Origin of the sequence: Neobacillus piezotolerans (genome assembly GCF_003362805.1) — a bacterium.
GTDB lineage: Bacteria > Bacillota > Bacilli > Bacillales > Cytobacillaceae > Bacillus_D > Bacillus_D piezotolerans.
The window spans coordinates 19,323-36,377 of record NZ_QNQT01000009.1 but is presented as its reverse complement, the minus strand read 5'-3'; the positions used below and the strand labels follow the sequence as shown (position 1 = coordinate 36,377).

Annotated in this window: 15 protein-coding genes; 4 read left to right on the top strand and 11 right to left on the bottom strand. The window is 48.5% G+C overall.

All coding sequences use genetic code 11. The features are described 5' to 3' along the window. Nucleotides 1-119 precede the first annotated feature (119 nt). Nucleotides 120-425: an AzlD domain-containing protein gene (locus DRW41_RS17360; protein ID WP_115453292.1), complete on the bottom strand. Its 306-nt coding sequence runs from the start codon at nucleotides 423-425 to the stop codon at nucleotides 120-122. Then, nucleotides 415-1,149, bottom strand: a complete 735-nt coding sequence (locus tag DRW41_RS17355) for an AzlC family ABC transporter permease (RefSeq protein WP_115453291.1) — start codon at nucleotides 1,147-1,149, stop codon at nucleotides 415-417. Before DRW41_RS17355 ends, DRW41_RS17360 begins: the two co-directional genes overlap by 11 nt. A 176-nt stretch (nucleotides 1,150-1,325) precedes the next feature. Here DRW41_RS17355 and DRW41_RS17350 point away from each other — a divergent pair, with 176 nt between their 5' ends. From DRW41_RS17350 to DRW41_RS17335, 4 genes are all read left to right on the top strand, one after another. Next, nucleotides 1,326-2,174, top strand: a complete 849-nt coding sequence (locus DRW41_RS17350; RefSeq protein ID WP_115453427.1) for a MurR/RpiR family transcriptional regulator — start codon at nucleotides 1,326-1,328, stop codon at nucleotides 2,172-2,174. A gap of 198 nt (nucleotides 2,175-2,372) precedes the next feature. After that, nucleotides 2,373-3,257 (top strand): N-acetylmuramic acid 6-phosphate etherase, encoded by an 885-nt coding sequence (gene murQ / locus DRW41_RS17345; protein ID WP_115453290.1) that lies wholly within the window; start codon nucleotides 2,373-2,375, stop codon nucleotides 3,255-3,257. Between the two features lie 11 nt (nucleotides 3,258-3,268). Further along, nucleotides 3,269-4,642, top strand: coding sequence for a PTS transporter subunit EIIC (locus DRW41_RS17340; protein ID WP_115453289.1), 1,374 nt, complete (start codon nucleotides 3,269-3,271; stop codon nucleotides 4,640-4,642). Nucleotides 4,643-4,726: 84 nt separating this feature from the next. Next, entirely contained in the window at nucleotides 4,727-5,791 is a 1,065-nt protein-coding gene (locus tag DRW41_RS17335) for a DUF871 domain-containing protein (RefSeq protein ID WP_115453288.1), read from the top strand. Between the two features lie 168 nt (nucleotides 5,792-5,959). On the opposite strand, the gene DRW41_RS17330 is transcribed toward DRW41_RS17335, so the two are convergent. From DRW41_RS17330 to hemH, 9 genes are all read right to left on the bottom strand, one after another. After that, entirely contained in the window at nucleotides 5,960-6,736 is a 777-nt protein-coding gene (locus DRW41_RS17330) for an enoyl-CoA hydratase-related protein (RefSeq protein WP_115453287.1), read from the bottom strand. A 136-nt stretch (nucleotides 6,737-6,872) separates the two neighbouring features. Then, complete coding sequence (locus DRW41_RS17325) at nucleotides 6,873-8,435, bottom strand: fatty acid--CoA ligase family protein (protein ID WP_115453286.1); 1,563 nt, start codon at nucleotides 8,433-8,435, stop codon at nucleotides 6,873-6,875. Between the two features lie 180 nt (nucleotides 8,436-8,615). Next, nucleotides 8,616-9,605: a lipoate--protein ligase gene (gene lplA / locus DRW41_RS17320; protein ID WP_115453285.1), complete on the bottom strand. Its 990-nt coding sequence runs from the start codon at nucleotides 9,603-9,605 to the stop codon at nucleotides 8,616-8,618. Between the two features lie 69 nt (nucleotides 9,606-9,674). Further along, nucleotides 9,675-10,409, bottom strand: a complete 735-nt coding sequence (locus DRW41_RS17315) for an MBL fold metallo-hydrolase (protein ID WP_115453284.1) — start codon at nucleotides 10,407-10,409, stop codon at nucleotides 9,675-9,677. A 476-nt stretch (nucleotides 10,410-10,885) separates the two neighbouring features. Further along, a complete protein-coding gene (locus tag DRW41_RS17310; RefSeq protein ID WP_245959480.1) occupies nucleotides 10,886-13,081 on the bottom strand; it encodes a YhgE/Pip domain-containing protein in 2,196 nt (731 codons plus the stop codon). 75 nt (nucleotides 13,082-13,156) lie between these two features. Continuing rightward, nucleotides 13,157-13,729, bottom strand: a complete 573-nt coding sequence (locus DRW41_RS17305; RefSeq protein ID WP_115453282.1) for a TetR/AcrR family transcriptional regulator — start codon at nucleotides 13,727-13,729, stop codon at nucleotides 13,157-13,159. A gap of 346 nt (nucleotides 13,730-14,075) precedes the next feature. Beyond that, complete coding sequence (locus tag DRW41_RS17295; protein WP_115453280.1) at nucleotides 14,076-14,291, bottom strand: hypothetical protein; 216 nt, start codon at nucleotides 14,289-14,291, stop codon at nucleotides 14,076-14,078. A 220-nt stretch (nucleotides 14,292-14,511) separates the two neighbouring features. Further along, a complete protein-coding gene (gene hemY, locus DRW41_RS17290; protein WP_115453279.1) occupies nucleotides 14,512-15,930 on the bottom strand; it encodes a protoporphyrinogen oxidase in 1,419 nt (472 codons plus the stop codon). Nucleotides 15,931-15,957: 27 nt separating this feature from the next. Then, nucleotides 15,958-16,896, bottom strand: a complete 939-nt coding sequence (gene hemH, locus DRW41_RS17285) for a ferrochelatase (RefSeq protein WP_115453278.1) — start codon at nucleotides 16,894-16,896, stop codon at nucleotides 15,958-15,960. Nucleotides 16,897-17,055 lie beyond the last annotated feature (159 nt).

Here is a 17,055-nt window from a genome sequence, read left to right as displayed (position 1 = left end):
CTCCTTTTTGTACAGCCTGTCTCTTATTAGTTTAGTAAAAATGAATGTGTTTAGAACAGTTTGTCCTTGTTTTATGTATTTTCCAAAAGAAAAGCCGGCCCGCTTGGAACCGGCATTTATTATAGCATTCCCGAAAAGACGGTCAAAACGGCGATGGAGCCTAGAACGACGACGATGACATTCGCACCAAGGAATGCGGCGATGAAAGCGGCCGCCGCACCAATGATTCCATATCGTATATCTTCGTGTATGAAAAGAATTCCCGGAAAAATAAGCGCGCCAAGCGTTGCGAATGGCACATTTTTCAATACGCCCTGTAAAAACGAAGGCAATTCCTTTCCTTTAAAAAGGACAAATGGCAGCATCCGCGGAAGATACGTTACAATCCCCATACCGATAATCATCCAGACAATCTCACTCTTCATGGCCAGGCACCGTCCTTCCCCTCAGGTATACAACCGCCTCCGCGATAATGGAGGCCAACAGGGTCGCAACGACAATCGCCCAGCCCGGTTCAAGGATTTTCCCCATTGTAAAAATCGTATTGAAGGCCGCTGCCATTGCAGCTAGATAAATCGCCTTTGCGCTTTTTTTCATGGAAGGAACGAGCAGCCCGATAAACATGGCATACAGCGCGACCGTCATACTCTCCTGAAGGATCTTCGGAAGATTCGCACCAATCAAATGGCCGACTCCGGAAAAAATAACCCAGCTAAAATACGAAATGAGCACAAGGCCGAACATATATCCTTTCCGGACTTCCCCTTCCTTCGTAGCCGCGACCGAAAAGGTTTCATCGGTCAAACCGAATGAATAGACAGCTTTCGCGGCGACATCCCCTTCCTGCGCCTTCTCGTTCAGCGAGGTCGCCATCAGGAAATGCCTGATATTGACGATGAAGGTTGTCAGGACGATTTCAAAGGTGCCCGTCCCAAGAGTAAGGAGGCTTAACGATATATACTGCGAAGCCCCCGCGAACACCACAAGGCTCATCAGGAATGTTTCCCCTATTGATAGTCCGGCAGTTTTAGCCAAAAGCCCGAATGTCAGGGCTATTGGAAAGTAGCCGATTGCGATGCTGATGCCAGCCTGTGAACCGGCTTTAAAGTCGGTGGAAGGTGAAATCCTCCCTGCCGTTGTTTCTGCCATTTCCAATCCCCCGTTCCTTTTTATGTATGAACTATTATTTAAAAATACATTTTATCAAATTTTCAGGAAATGGGTAGCCTGAAATTTTACTAAAAAGGACACACCGGTGAATATTGCGCCGGGACATTTTTCACCCTATGATGGTAATAGCGAATTTAACCTGGGAGCTGGAAAATGTGAATACTCTGTTGGCAAGGATTGAGCGCGAACTGGAAAATTTATCGGAAGCGGAGCGGATGATCGGAAAGTATATTATCTGCCATCCCGAATTTGTTCCGAACATGACAACAAAAGATTTATCGCAAAAAACCGGGGTCAGCGAGTCAAGTGTCGTACGCTTTTGCAAGTCCATCGGAATCGGGAGCTTCAAATCGTTCAAGCTGGAACTTGCGAAACACAACGCTCTTTCGGGTACAAGCCTGACCGATTTTTCAATTTTGCAGCATAAAGACTCTCCGTACGACCTGTTCCACAGGATTACGTATACAAATAAATCGGCTATCGAATCGTCACTCGCCTCCCTTGACAGGAAGGAACTTGAGCGGGCCGTCCAGGCAGTTTCAAACGCATCAAAAATGATTTTCTTTGGCGTCGGCGGATCGGCGACCGTCGCCTTTGACGCCCATTATAAATTTTCCAAGCTGGGATACCATTCGGTCATGTCGCATGATTTCCATTACCTGTTGTCCCTGATTCCCTACCTATCGGCCAATGACATCTTTTTAGCCATCTCCATGTCGGGAAAAACAAAGGATGTCCTGGAGCTGGCCGAATTCGCACAAAAAAAAGGCGCAACTGTCATTGCGCTTACCAACCTTGATAAATCGCCTTTATATAAAATGGCGGACATTCGGCTTTGCACCCCGGCGGTTGAACAGGATTTCCGGGTCGGGACCATTTCTTCAAGAATGACGCAGCTGAATATTATTGACGCGCTCTACTTAAGCGTGTTCAACCTAGTCGGCGAAAAGGTCGTCGAACACTACCACGAAGCGCGTGACGAAGTTATGAAACTAAGGCGCTAATGGTTGAAGTAATCTAAATGCTCTTTTTAAGAATAAGTTTAAAAACAGGCGGCTGCACTTCAAAAAGGCAGGCGCCTTTAATTTTTTAATATTGAAATAATTGAAATTTACATTCAATCAAAAATAAAATTATATTGACTTTAAATTTCACAGGAATAAAATAGAGTTGTACGCATTAATAAAAATAAGGATGATTCTATGCTTGATAAACTGACAACAGAAAAAAGGAACGAGAAGACAATGGACCTCGACCTCATGTCGGTAAAGGAAATCCTTGAAACAATGAATAAGGAAGACCTCACCGTTCCCCAATCTGTGGCAAGCGAGATTCCCCAGATTGAAGAGGCAGTACAGAAAGCCATTTCTTCCTTTCGCAAAGGCGGCCGCCTGATTTACTTGGGCGCGGGGACAAGCGGGAGGCTTGGAGTGCTTGACGCCGTTGAATGCGTTCCAACATTCGGATCCCCACCAGAAATGGTTCAGGGTTTTATCGCGGGAGGAATGAAAGCGTTCACAAAGGCGGTCGAGGGCGCCGAAGACAATGAGGCGCTCGGCGTCGAGGATTTGGATAACATTTCGGTCAACGAAAATGACACACTCATTGGCATAGCCGCAAGCGGCAGGACGCCTTATGTAATCGGGGCGTTGAAGCATGCCAAAGCCAAAGGCGCGACAACCGTCAGCCTCAGCTGCAACAAAAACAGCGAAATCAGCAAGTATGCCGACATCGCCATCGAAGTCGAAACAGGCCCTGAGGTCCTCACCGGCTCGACAAGGCTAAAGGCCGGAACCGCACAGAAGCTGGTCCTTAACATGATTTCCACCGCATCGATGATTGGAATCGGCAAAGTGTATAAAAACCTTATGGTGGATGTCCAGCCAACAAACAAAAAGTTGGTGGAACGCTCTAAGCGAATCATCATGCAGGCAACTGAAACAGATTACGAAACCGCTTCTGCATTTTACGAAAAAGCCAACGAAGACGTAAAGGCGGCAATCGTAATGATCTTACTTGGCTCCTCCTATGAGGAAGCCAGGGAAAAGCTTGAACAGTCCAACGGTTTTATAAGAAAGACAAAATAGGAGGAGTAAATGTGAAAAAAGAACAACGCATGGCCAATGATATCCTTCAGCATATCGGCGGCAAGGACAATGTCAGGAGGCTTGCCCACTGCATGACCCGCCTTCGCCTTGATCTGAAGGATGATTCCAAGGCAGACATCCAAGCTTTGAAGAAAGTCGACGGCGTTATGGGCGTCATCGAGGATGACAACCTTCAAATCGTTGTCGGCCCAGGCACGGTCAACAAGGTCGCAGCTGAAATGAGCCAGGAAACAGGTTTGGTTGTTGGCGAAGATGCGGAACCCGAAGACTTGACCCTTGAGGAAAGGGCAGCCTTGAATCAATCGGCTATCAAAAAGAAAAACAACACCCCGATTAAAAACCTGCTTCGCCGAATCGGAAGTATTTTCATCCCTCTTATTCCAGGGCTTGTTGCTTCCGGTATTATTAATGGGGCGGCAAACTTCGCGAAAAACGCCGGCGTTGACCCAACCCAAACATGGATGCAAATCCTTCTTGTCCTTGGAGGCGCCGTATTCGGATCGCTGGCAATCCTTGTCGGTTGGAACACCGCGAGGGAATTTGGCGGAACGCCAGTGCTTGGCGCGATTGCCGGTATTGTCCTTTTCAGCCCGGGGCTTGCCGAAATTAAATTGTTCGGCGAAGCGCTCATACCTGGCCGAGGCGGATTATTCGGTGTCATGTTTGCCGCCTGGCTGATGACAGTTGTTGAAAAACGTGTAAGAAAAGTTATTCCAAGCTCAGTTGATATTATTTTTACATCCCTCATATCAGTTTTAATTGTCGGATTCTTTTCGTTAATCGTTATCATGCCAGTCGCGGGCGTCCTTGCTGACGGAATCACGACCGGCCTGAAGGCAATCCTTGAAGTTGGCGGTGTTGTCGCCGGCGCGATTCTTGCGGGCTTCTTCCTGCCGCTTGTCATGGTCGGTCTTCATCACGGCTTGACACCAATTCACCTGGAGCTTATTAACTCACTTGGCAACACTCCGCTTCTTCCAATACTGGCAATGGCTGGAGCAGGCCAAGTTGGTGCGGCAATTGCAATTTTCACAAAAACTAAGAATAAGAGATTGCGTAACATTATCAAAGGGGGTCTTCCTGTCGGATTCCTTGGAATTGGCGAACCGCTCCTTTACGGGGTAACGCTTCCGCTGGGACGCCCGTTCGTCACGGCCTGTTTAGGCGGTGCGGTTGGCGGCGCATTCCAGGCGGTCATGAAGACAGCCGCGGGCGGAATCGGCGTATCAGGGCTTTCCCTGACTCCGCTAATTGTTGATAACAAATATGTATATTATTTAATTGGCATTTTGCTTGCCTATGCTTTCGGATTTATTTTCACCTACCTGTTTGGTTTCAAAGAGGAAATGGCGGAGAATATTTAATAGAGTAAAAGTATAAAGCGGCTTGGCACTCTTTTACCGGGGTGCCAGGTCTTTTTTTGGCTGATAGGAAAGGAGTTTTTGAGTATGCTAGGAATTTCCGTTTATTTATCACAGTCTGTAGCCAGCCAGGAAGCCTATATTCGGAAAATGAAGGAACATGGCTTCGGCTCGATTTTCACGTCCCTCCATATTCCAGAGGATAATCCGGCCGTCTACCGCGATGAGTTGATGCATCTAGGCAAGCTTGCCCGGGAACTTGATATGGAATTGATTCCGGATATTTCGCCGAATTCGCTGCGGCACCTTGGCTGCACTTGGGAAACAGCTGATACACTGCTTGGGTGGGGGCTTAGCGGGCTGCGCGTCGATTATGGCGTAGAGCCGCAAACAATTGCCCTCCTATCGAAAAAAATGAAGGTGGCTCTGAACGCGAGCACGCTGACGCAAGAGGAAATCAGCGCAATGAAAGCCCATGGCCTGAATGCCGGTTCCGTTGAGGCATGGCACAATTTTTACCCAAGGCCGGAAACCGGGCTGGAACGGGAAAGCTTCAGGGAGAAAAACCGCATGCTGCGGAATGAGGGCATTGCGGTGATGGCGTTTGTTCCAGGAGACGGAACAAGGCGCGGGCCTTTATTCCAAGGGCTTCCTACTTTGGAGGACCACAGGTTTTCATCCCCTTTCGCTGCCTTTCTGGACTTGAAGGATAATGAAGGCGTCGATAAAATCCTTATCGGCGACCCGGGAGTATCCGAAACGGCGCTACAACAATTTTCCGCGTACAGGGATGGCGTCTTCTATCTTCGCGCCCGCCCATTTACAGGAGACCAAAGCCTCCTTGAAACACTCGCGGCCATCCAGTCGAACCGCCAGGACAGTGCGCGGGATGTCATCCGTTCGATGGAATCACGTATGTACGCGCTCATTGGCAGCAAAAACGTACCCCCGCTCAATACAGTCGAGCGAGTAACAGGCTCGATCACGATTGACAACGAACGCTACGGACGCTACCAGGGCGAAGTGCAAATTACGAAAAGAGATCTGTCCGCCGACGAGAAAGTCAATGTCGTCGGAAGGATTATCGAGGAAGACCTACCGCTGCTTCCGTTCATAAAAGGCGGCTGCAAATTCATGCTCAGGTGGGTTTAGGAGAGTTAGGGAATTTTTAAAATAGGCAAGAGCCAGCAAGCCCGAGGAGGCGCGCTGGCTCTTTTTCTATAAAACTTGCATCTGTGAAAATGATCAAGACCGTTTTGGCTCGATAGATTAGCGAAACAGTCTTGATAAACCAAAGCGGATTGCCGCCTTCAATAACCCTTATTTCCCCTGGAAATTCGGTTTCCTCTTTTCGCTGAATGCCACAAGCGCCTCCACTCGATCTTCCGTATGGATGAGTCCCTCGTATGCCTGCCGCTCGATTTTCAAACCGGTTTGCAAATCGGTATCCATTCCCTTTTTAATCGCAAGCTTTGCCTGGCGAAGAGCGATTGGGCCGTTGTTCAGCAGTTGTGCGGCAAATTCAAGGCTTTGCTCCATTGCTCTGCCTTCACCTGCAATCCGCGTCAGCAATCCGTACGTGTTCGCTTCCCCGGCAGTCAGCCTGTGGGCGCCAAGGATCAGTTCCAGCGCTTTCGCTTGGCCAATCAACCTTGGCAGCCGCTGCGTCCCGCCGGCGCCCGGAATGATTGCCAGGCTTGTTTCGGTAAGGCCAAGCTGGATCCCCTCTTCGGCAATCCGAAAATCGCAGGCAAGGGCAAGCTCCATCCCGCCACCGAAACAGAACCCGTTGATGGCCGCAATGGTCGGCTGCGGCATCAGGTCCACGAGGTTGAATACCTCGCTGATTTTCCCAACATTCCGAAGCACCTGTTCAATTGTCAGCGTTTTTCTTTCCTTCAGATCCGCCCCGACACTGAACGCTTTTCCGCCGGCCCCAGTGAAAATCACAACCCGCACGTCATTGTTTTCACTCACTTCCTCAACAACTTCCTGAAGCCTGACCAATGTATCATAATTGAATGCATTCATCGCTTCCGGCCTGTTGATGGTGATGATTCCGATATAGCCTTTTTGTTCGAATAAAATCTGATCCATTGTCCACATTCCCTTCAGGTTCGCATTGGCAAGGGGCAGACAACGGCAGCCTGCCCCTTTACACCATATGTTTAAACTATTTTTCTATTAACTAATCTTCTTATAAGCTGAAGATGTCCTATTTGCGGCAATCCCTCTACTGCTTCGCGGCTTCAATGACCTGCGACCTGAGTGCCCTACGCAGAATTTTACCAGTTGTATTCTTGGGCAATTCTTCGAGGAATTCAATCCTTGATGGCACCTTATATTTCGCGAGACGCTCATCGCAATAAGCAAGCAGTTCCCTTTCCGTTAATTCCGGATTTTTCGAAACCGCGTAGGCAACGACTGCTTCACCGAAATCAGGATCCGGAATGCCGACGACTGCCGCCTCAATGATTTCCGGATGGTCGTATAGCACTTCTTCGACCTCGCGCGGGTACACATTGTAGCCGCCGACGATGACCATATCCTTTTTCCTGTCCACGATGTAAAAATAACCTTCGTCATCCATCCTCGCCAGGTCCCCTGTATACAGCCAGCCGTCACGTATCGTTGCGTCAGTTTCTTCCGGCATTTTGTAATATCCTTTCATTACGTTGGGTCCACGGACAATCAGCTCGCCAACCTGTCCAGGCTGAACTTCCTCGCCTAGCTCATCGACTACCTTGTTTTCCACGTTTACAATCGACAGGCCAATCGAACCAGGCTTGCGCTCCCGGTCAAGCGGATTGAAACACGTAACCGGGGAGGCTTCTGATAGCCCATATCCTTCAGAAACCCGGACATTGAACTTTTTCTCGAAATTCAGAAGCAAAGCGACTGGCATGGAGGCTCCTCCGGATGCACATACCCGTATCGTCTTGAAATCTTCCGGATTCCCGGATTCATATTGATAAAGAAAATTGTACATTGTCGGAACACCGGCAAAAATCGTCGCCCCCTGTTCCCTGGCCATATCAAAAACATCCTTAGGGCTGAATCTAGGAATGATGAGCATCGTCGCGCCCGCCATCAAAGGGGCGTTCAAACAGACCGTTAAACAGAAAACATGGAACATTGGCAGGACTGTGATCATCCTGTCGTTCTCATCCATATTCAAATACGTACCAATATCAATGGCGTTGCTATACAAGTTCTTATGTGTCAGCATCGCGCCCTTCGGCTTTCCGGTAGTACCCGAAGTATAGAGAATGACGGCAGTCTCCTCTTCTTGCAGTTCCGGCCCGATGTAATCAAGCCTGCCTGCAGCCACCACGTCTGTAAACGCTCTCATTTTTGGGTAAATCGTGAGTTCTTGTTTGTTTATTCCCGCAGCTTCAGGCTGATTCGAATCACAGATTATAAAATGTTCTATTTTAGGGAGCTGATGGTGGGATTTTTCAGCTATTGGCAGCAAAAGATCGAGCGAGACCACCGCCTTCACATCCCCATTATTCAGGATATAGCCGATTTCGTCCGGACTATAGATAGGGTTGACGGGTATCACAGTTGCCCCCATCCTTATTGCGCCGTAGAGGCTGATGACAAAGTAAGGCGAGTTTCCAAGAAGAAGCGCGATATGGTCCCCTTTTTTGATCCCCAGCTGCTCAAGCCCTGATGCAAACTTCGTAATCGCGGCGTCCAGTTCCCCGTAAGATGTCTCTTTTCCCATAAAATAATAGGCTAGTTTTTCGGGCAATGCTTGCGCGGTTTCGTGAAGCTTGGACGATAAGTTCAACTCCATCTCCCCCTTTAGGCGTGAACGGGCCTTTCATTCAATCGCCTATAAAATTAAAAATATTCTAAATTTATTATAGAGAATATGGGGTACCATCTTCAAGTTTGACCGTGGCCGACATCCCACTTAAAAACGGAAAAGCCTCCACCCTAATCATGGCGGAGGCTTAGAATTAAACTATTAATAAACGAGCTCGAGGAACTCTTCTTTCGTGATGTTCCCAAAGTAATGCTTGATATCAACGCCCTCAAGCGCGCGGTCGATTTCAGAGCGGTCATACCGGAGGCCTTTTAATTTCTCCTCGATTTCAGTGACCTCGCCGACCCCGAAAAAGTCGCCGTAAATCTTGCAGTTCTCAATAATCCCCTTTTCCACTTCAAGCCTAACATCAATGGACCCGATTGGAAAGCGGCGTGTGCGGTGCAGATTGAATTTCGGCGATTTCCCATAATTCCAATCCCAGTTTTGGTAGCGTTCCTTTGAGATTTCATGGATTTTTTCCCAGTCGCTTTCTGTCAGGACGTATTCAGGTATATCGTCTGCTCCGTCGAAAATATATTTCAAGAGCAGGGAACGGAATTCCTCCATGCTGATTTTCCTGTCAAGGAACTCGGAAATGTTGGCAACCCGGCTGCGGATCGACTTGATTCCTTTGGATTCTATCTTGTCCTGTTTAACCCTAAGCGCCGAAACGACAGCATCAATTTCGGAATCGAGCATCAGTGTGCCGTGGCTGAACATCCTGCCCCTTGTTGAAAATTGTGCGTTGCCGGAAATTTTCCGCCCCTCGGCCACAATATCGTTCCTGCCGCTTAATTCGGCCTTTACGCCGAGCTTGGCTAGGGCCGCCACTACCGGCTCCGTGAATTTCTTGAAGTTATGGAAGCTTTCCCCGTCATCCTTCGTAATAAAACTGAAATTCAAGTTGCCCAGATCGTGGTAAACCGCCCCTCCGCCAGATAGCCTGCGGACGACATGGATGCCGTTATCCTCGACATAATCCGTATTGATTTCTTCAATCGTATTCTGGTTTTTCCCAATGATGATGGATGGCTCGTTTATGTAAAAAAGCAAATAAGTCTGGTCAATATCAAGGTTTTTCAGTGCATATTCCTCGATTGCCAAATTGATGCGCGGATCGGTAATTCCTTTGTTGTCAATAAACAGCATAATCTATTCCCCTTTTCTCTATTTGTCTGGCGGCTTTTTTAAAAGCTTAAAAATTGGACCCCAGGGTCATTACAAATTAATTTCCATGAACTCCTCAGCGAGGCGGACTTTGCCCCCGAATTCCTTTGATGCCTCATCCACGAGCTGTTCAACATTTCCGTAATGCGGCAGATGGGTCAAGATTAACTCGCCGACCCCTGCATTCTCCGCGAGGCGGCCTGCTTCGGTGCTCGTCATATGGCCCGCGCCCTGACCGGACTGATCCGCGTAAAAATTGCATTCGCATAGCAGTACATCCGCATTTTTGCTGAACGGAACAAACTCCTCCTTGAAAGCAGTGTCCGCCGTATACACAACGGATTTCCCGCCCGCTTCAAACCGCATCGCATAACAAGGAACCGGATGGACTGTTTTCAGGAAGGAAATGTCGAATGGTCCAAGCTTGAGGTCCGCATTCGGTTTGTAGGCGATTCCTTTTGTCACGCCATCATGGGTAAGCTTTTTGAATTCGGCCTCATCCTGTATATGGCCATAAATCGGAAGCGCTGGAAGCTTTCCTTTGAGAAATCCCTGGATAAGCCTCGCATGGTATAGAACACCGATATCGGCAATATGGTCCGGATGATAGTGGGAAAGGATGACCGCGTCCAATTCCTCGGGCTGAACCACATTCTGCATCTTTGCCAAAACGCCGCTGCCGCAATCAATCAGAAGCTTAAAGCCGACATGCTCAAGCAAATACCCGGTACTCGCGCCATTTTTCTTAGGGTAGCCGCCCCAGAAGCCAATAACCGTCAATTTCATACATTCCACCCCATTATCGCTGATTTTCCTAGTATTTACTATACTCAAAAAAGCAAACTTTTTCATGTTTCTTGTTTAGGGCTTCACATTGAAGGCTTACGAGAATTCCTTTGGGACAGTACTTGATCAAAAATAAAAACCTCGAAAGGCATTCAGCCGATCAAGGTGTAATTAACCTTTAGTTTTTATGTCTTCAATAGCCCTCCCTTGAAAATAAGGGGGTATTTCACAATAGCACTTGCTGCAGCAGACCTTCTAGAAACCACTAATGGAAAAGGTCATCTAATTAGAGACAAAGCCGATACATGTTAATAATAGCAATCTTTCCATAATAAACTTCTAACATATATCCAAAACTATACATTAATTCTAACGATAGGATGAGTAGATTAAGAAGGTTCCGATTATTATTTCTAAAATCCCGCCAACAAATGAAAAAACAGCCGCCCACTAAAAATAAGGGCGGCTGCTGGATTCTAATTCGCCATCGCGGTGAATTTTTTCTTATGCATGGTTGTGAAATATCCCAATGTTCCAAGGACGAACGCGGCCATGAAGCCAAACAATACAAGCATGTTATGCGACATGAAGGCGAAGTCGCCGCTTGAGATGACCGCCTTGAAGCCCGCGACCGAATACGTCATTGGCAAGAACGCGTTAAATTTCTGCAAGAAGTGCGGGATCAGTTCGAGCGGGAATGTTCCCGCGCTTGTTGTTAGCTGCAGAATCAAAATGATGATCGCGATGAAACGTCCCGGGTCGCCTAGTGTTGTGACAAGGAACTGGATAAGCGTGATAAAGGTCAGGCTCGTCACAATCGAGAATCCTACAAATAACGGAATGCTCTCGACGTGAATGCCAAGCGCGCCCAAAAGGATCGCATCGGCAAGCAGTGCCTGGATGATGCCTGTTCCCGCAAGAATCCCGAACTTGCCGAGGAACCAGCTGATGCCGCTCTTTGGCACTCCGGCCGGATCCCTTAATGGGAAAACAATTGACAGAAGCAGCGCGCCGACAAACAGCCCGAGTGACAGGAAGTAAGGCGCGAAGCCTGTGCCATAGTTCGGTACAGTGTTAATCTTCTGATTGTCGACCTTGACCGGGTCGGCCATCATATTGTACGTTTTATCATCAGCTTTTACGCCGGACGCTTCTTTTGCGCCGTCGGAAAGCTTATCGGCAAGCTCTTTGGAACCATCCTCGAGGGCAGTTGTTCCCTGCGCAAGCTTTTCCGAACCTGCGGCAAGCTTCCCGGTACCCGATTGAAGGGCTCCTGTGCCGGATGCAAGCTGTCCGGTTCCGCCTGATAGCGTGGATGCTCCCCCTACAAGCTCATCTGCACCCGCCTTGGCCTTCGCAAATTCCGATTCATACGTTTTCAGGCCGGAAAGAACATCCCCTTGTCCCTGTACAAGTTTGTTCGCGCCAGATTCAAGGGCGGCGCTTCCTTTTGCGAGCGCGCCAATTCCCTGCTGCGCCTGCATTTCACCCTCTTTCAGCTCACCCAAACCGCCGGCAAGTGTACCGGCGCCGGATTGGATTTTTCCAGCTCCATCACTAAGCTGGCCAGTGGCTGCAGCAAGCTGCGCGCTACCCGCTTTAAGCGCTTGTAGTTTCTCGCTCATTGCTTTTTGCTGCTCTTCCGGAAGGCCGGCCATCAATGGCAGAAGCTGCTGAACCATTGCTCCGATATTCTCATCAAGTGTCGCTGCCCCCGCAGCCGTATCCATGGAACCTTTTTGCCATTCCCCGGTTTTCGCGGCAAGGTCTTGCGCCCCCTGTTGAAGCTTGGCTGTCCCATCAACGAGTTCAGGCATTTTGCCATTCAGGGTTTCTAGCCCCTGCCTTGTTTGCGAAGCTCCAGCGGCAAGCTGATCCGCCCCGTTCTTCACCTGTCCGGCACCAGCCGTGATTTTTCCGTGTCCGGCCTGAAGTTCTGAAAGCCCGGATGCAAGCTGTTTTGTTCCCTTGCTTACTTCACCGGCTCCGGCATTCACCTTGTTTACGCCTTCCGAAAACTCGATTGCTTTCGAAGCAAGTGTTTGCAGGCTTTTATTCAGTTTATCGGAACCATTCTTCAATTCCGATGATCCTTCGTTCAACTTACCGGCCCCTTCGCTCGCCTTCTCCACACCGGAAGCGAGGTCGCCGATTTTATCAAACATCGTTTCTGCATAGGTTTCTGTGATTTTCGCGGAAAGCGATGCTTTGATTTTATCGATTGCCGTTCCTCCGATTTGAGCGGAAAGGAAGTTATAGCTTTCGTTTGGCACATAAATCAAATCGAGTTTTTTCGGATTGTTTTCCAGCAAAGTTGTTGCATTTTCGGAAAAATTGGCGGGAATCTCAATCAGCATGTAATAGTTCTGGTTTTCGAGCTGCTTGTACCCTTCTTCTTTGCCAACTATCTTGAAATTAAATTCATTGCTGTCCTTCAGCTTTTCAACAAGGTCATCGCCAAGTTGAAGCTGTTCGCCGTTGAATTCGGCTCCTTTGTCGCTATTGACGACTGCGACCGGCAGTTCAGGCAGCTTGTCATAAGGATCCCAAAATGCCCACAGGAACATCCCTGCGTATAAAACAGGAATGAACATGACGGCAATGAGCGGAATCAGCAGTTTGCGGTTTTTCAAAACAGCAAGTAGTTCCTGTTTAATCATGTTGTTTTTCACAATTGTTGCGCCTCCTGATAATAAGTGACCGTTTTGTTCATTTGGTCATTCAAGTGATAAAATTAAGGATTATCGTCAGTTTGATAATCCTTGAAAAATGTACCGTTCAAATAGGTTTGCGATTTCCGCCTTTTCGAGCGGCTCATGGTTCTTTTCCCAGTCAAAAATGAGCGCGATATACAACTTAAGAATAATAAATGCCGTCACTTCAGGGTCGCACTCCTTTATTTCGCCTGCCTCGATTGCGGCTGCCACCCTGTCCTTCATGTAGGTGATGATCGCCTTTTCAAGCCTGGCCATGACCTCCATGACCGCCGGGGTCCCCATTTCCTTTTCTTCCTGGAAAAGCTTAATCGTCAGCTGGTGCTCTTTCCGGAATTCTAGCATTTTAAACAGGGAACGGTGCACATTTTCTTGAAAGGAGAGGACAGGATCAAAGGCTGCGTCCGCCGCTGCCTTCATTTCCTTAATCAATGAAGTGATGATTTCATCGAAAAGCTCTTCCTTATTTTTAAAAAAAGTATAAATCGTGCCCTTTCCGACATTGGCAAGCTTGGATACCTGGTCCATGGTGGTCGCCTTATACCCAAATAAAGAGAACGATTTTGTCGCGGCTTCAATGATTTGCTGCCTGCGGTCGACTGCCAAACCTCCACCTCCATTTCGTACTCATTTTCCCAAAATGACCAAATGAATATATTAGTCATTTTGTATAGAAAGTAGTATAACAAACGGACTCCATAAATACAAGGGACAGTCTCGAAATTTTACCAAAGGAGGGCCAGTTCCTGAAATTTCGGCGTGTGATGAACAAGGATTCCCGCTTTCCATAGCCCTCGACAACCATTTTTGTATAAATAACAAGGCACTGTTCACGGCAATGAAGCATCCACAGCCATTCGAGCATAGGTTGCAAGTTGAATAGACGAGGCGGTCAATTTTCCCCTGTGAGTAAATGTTCATATCCACCCTGGTAGAATCCCAGCCCATCCTTTCAATCCCTTCCCTTTACATTGCTTTTTAAAAGGATTTCCTGCTGGCCTAATGGGGGATCAGCTGCGAATCTGCCTATCTTTCTGTTTAGTAAAAATGGAGGAACGGGAGGAGTCGATGCCGCATAAACCGGGAGCGCCCCCATCGGAACGTCGGTTTCCATCCTATGCGGAGTAAAAAGCAGCTGTTGGATTGCGAGGTCTTCTTTCTTATTCATATTGCCACCACCTGGAATTATCGTTTTAACCATCCTATTCAGAAAGAGGGTCATTTATCCGTCCGACGGTCCAGCCTCTACGGAAAAAGCGGTGTAGTGCACGTGTACCTCCAGCTGTGAAACACTCTGTGAAACAAGAAAATTCGGGGAGTGACAGGCACTGTTCGCTTTTTCCCACACCAAAAAACGCGCGGAACCAAATCCCGCGCGTTCAATAAACCTATGTTAATTTTAGATAATCCAATACATTGCGGACAGCGGCTTCGCCCTGGTCGATGCAATCGGGGAGGCCGACTCCTTCGTAGGAAGCGCCGGCGAGGTAGACGCCTGGCAGTTCTTTCGAAATGTGTCCCCTCAATGTTTCGAGCATTTGCTTGTGCCCGACTGTGTACTGCGGCATTGAATCCTTCCAGCGGGAGATGATGACAAATTCAGGCTGCTCGGTTATTTCCATTGTTTTATTTAAATCTTCAAGGACAATCCGGACAATTTTGTCATCGGACAGGTCGACAACCGTATCATCCCCGGCTCTTCCGACATAACAGCGGAGCAGCGCCTTTCCGGGCGGTGCGGCGTGGGCCCACTTTTTGTGCGTCCAGGTGCACGCCGTAATCGTATAATCGGCGTTCCTTGATACGACAAACCCGGTCCCATCAATATCCTTTTTAATCGCACTTTCCGGAAACGCCATCGCCACGGTAGCCACGGAGGTGGAAGGCATGTCCTTCAGCGGGTCAAAAAATGCGTAATCGGAAAAGATGGACTGGGCTACATGGTGGGGAACGGCTGAAATGACGCAATCCGCAATAATCGGTTCCCCATTATAAAGGTTCACCTCATAATACCCTTCTTCCTTTACGATGTTCCTGACTTTATACCCTTTTAGAACTGAATTGAGTTCAAGATTTTCCTCGATGGCGTCGACAAAGGATTGAAGGCCGGTCCGGAACGTGAGGAAACCGCCGCCCTTGCTCTTTACCGGAGCGGCAGGCTGCTTCGCGGCTAGAGGAGCGGTTTTCTTCATCCCTAGAATGAGGCTGCGGTGTTTCTGCTCAACCTGGTAAAATTGCGGGAAAGTCGACATAAGGCTCATCTTATCAATATTCCCCGCATAAATCCCGGATAGAAGAGGTTCAATCAAGTTCTCAACAACTTCATTCCCAAGCCTTCTTCTGAAAAAATGGCCGAGCGCCTGGTCTTTTCCAGCGGGAGATTTCGGAAGGATGAAATCCGCTGCCGCCCGGATTTTCCCCGGTATTGAAAAGAGTCCGGTTGTGATGAAAGGCCCGACTTCGGTCGGAATGCCCATAATCGACCCACCAGGCATCGGATGGAGCCTGTCGTTTACAAGTACATAGGATTTTCCTGTGGAATTGCTGACAAGCTCGTCTGCCATCCCCACTTCAGCCGCAAGCCTTGACAAGCTCGTTTTTCTGGCTAAAAAGGAATCCGGGCCGCGTTCAATGATAAACCCATCTTTGACAACGGTTTGCATTTTTCCGCCGAGGCGGTGGGAAGCTTCCACGAGGACCACTTCTATAGGGAGATTCCTTTCGCGAGCAGCTTTCTGGAGGTAGTAGGTTGAAGCAAGCCCTGCCATCCCCCCTCCTATGATTACGATTCGTTTCTTCCCTTCCACATCTATCGCCTCTTCTTTTTCCTTAGTCTATTCGCCTTTCCCGAGTGTTTTCAGGATGACGGCCGCCATGGCGTCGATAAAATCAGCCTGGCTGTTCGGCATTTTCGGACGATAATACTCCGCGCCGATTTCGTCTGTAACAACCTTGCATTCATAATCATTGTCATAAAGCACTTCAAGATGGTCCGACACAAAGCCCGCCGGTACATAAACAAATGCCTTGTACCCGTGCTTTTCGTGCAGCTCCCTTGTCAGGTCCTGGACATCCGGGCCAAGCCAAGGCTCCGGAGTCTGGCCGGCGCTTTGCCACCCAACGGCGTAATGGTTTATACCCGCCTCTGCAGCGATTAAATCGGCAGTTTCCTTCAGCTGGTCCGGATACGGGTCGCCTGACTGGAGGATCCGTTCAGGGAGGCTGTGCGCCGAAACGATGAGCACCGCTTTATCCTTTTCGCCAGATGGCATTTTTTCAAAAATATCCTTAACCTTTTTGGCCCAGTGCGAAATGAATTTCGGCTCATCGTACCAGCTTTCGACCGATACAATCTTCGGCCCGCCAAGCTTTTCCGCTTCTTCCTTCGCCCTTCCGTTATACGATTTTACGCTGAAGGTTGAAAAATGGGGGGCTAGCACGATGCTGACCGCTTCTTTAATCCCATCTTCATGCATTTGTTTGACGGCATCCTCAATAAACGGATCGATATGCTTCAAGCCAAGATACATTTTAAATTCGATTTCGTCCTGGACTTCATTCAGCCTGGCTTCCAGGTCTTTCGCCTGCTCTTCCGTAATGTGGGAAAGCGGTGAAATGCCGCCAATCGCCTCGTAACGGCCTCTTAATTCCTCAATCATTTCATCGGAGGGCTTCCTTCCGTGCCGGATATGGGTATAGTAGCGCTCGAGGTCATCAAGGGTATACGGTGTGCCGTATGCCATAACCAGGAGGCCCATTGTCTTTTTTGCCATGTTCCCACCTCTTATTGCTTTATGTATTCTATTGGAAATTAACCATAAACGGCAGGGATTCCTCCCTGCCGATGTGAGTTTGCGCCATGGTACCCCTGCCCCTTATTCAAGACTATTTTTTAAAAAAGGACAGAAGTATTGGACTTTTCATCAGTGGGC

Excerpts from the sequence above, each read along its gene's own strand:
- DRW41_RS17355 (WP_115453291.1), bottom strand. The coding sequence starts at position 1,149 with ATGGCAGAAACAACGGCAGGGAGGATTTCACCTTCCACCGACTTTAAA.
- murQ (WP_115453290.1), top strand. The coding sequence starts at position 2,373 with ATGCTTGATAAACTGACAACAGAAAAAAGGAACGAGAAGACAATGGAC.
- DRW41_RS17335 (WP_115453288.1), top strand. The coding sequence starts at position 4,727 with ATGCTAGGAATTTCCGTTTATTTATCACAGTCTGTAGCCAGCCAGGAA.
- DRW41_RS17360 (WP_115453292.1), bottom strand. The coding sequence starts at position 425 with ATGAAGAGTGAGATTGTCTGGATGATTATCGGTATGGGGATTGTAACG.
- DRW41_RS17315 (WP_115453284.1), bottom strand. The coding sequence starts at position 10,409 with ATGAAATTGACGGTTATTGGCTTCTGGGGCGGCTACCCTAAGAAAAAT.
- hemH (WP_115453278.1), bottom strand. The coding sequence starts at position 16,896 with ATGGCAAAAAAGACAATGGGCCTCCTGGTTATGGCATACGGCACACCG.
- DRW41_RS17295 (WP_115453280.1), bottom strand. The coding sequence starts at position 14,291 with ATGAATAAGAAAGAAGACCTCGCAATCCAACAGCTGCTTTTTACTCCG.
- DRW41_RS17330 (WP_115453287.1), bottom strand. The coding sequence starts at position 6,736 with ATGGATCAGATTTTATTCGAACAAAAAGGCTATATCGGAATCATCACC.
- lplA (WP_115453285.1), bottom strand. The coding sequence starts at position 9,605 with ATGCTGTTTATTGACAACAAAGGAATTACCGATCCGCGCATCAATTTG.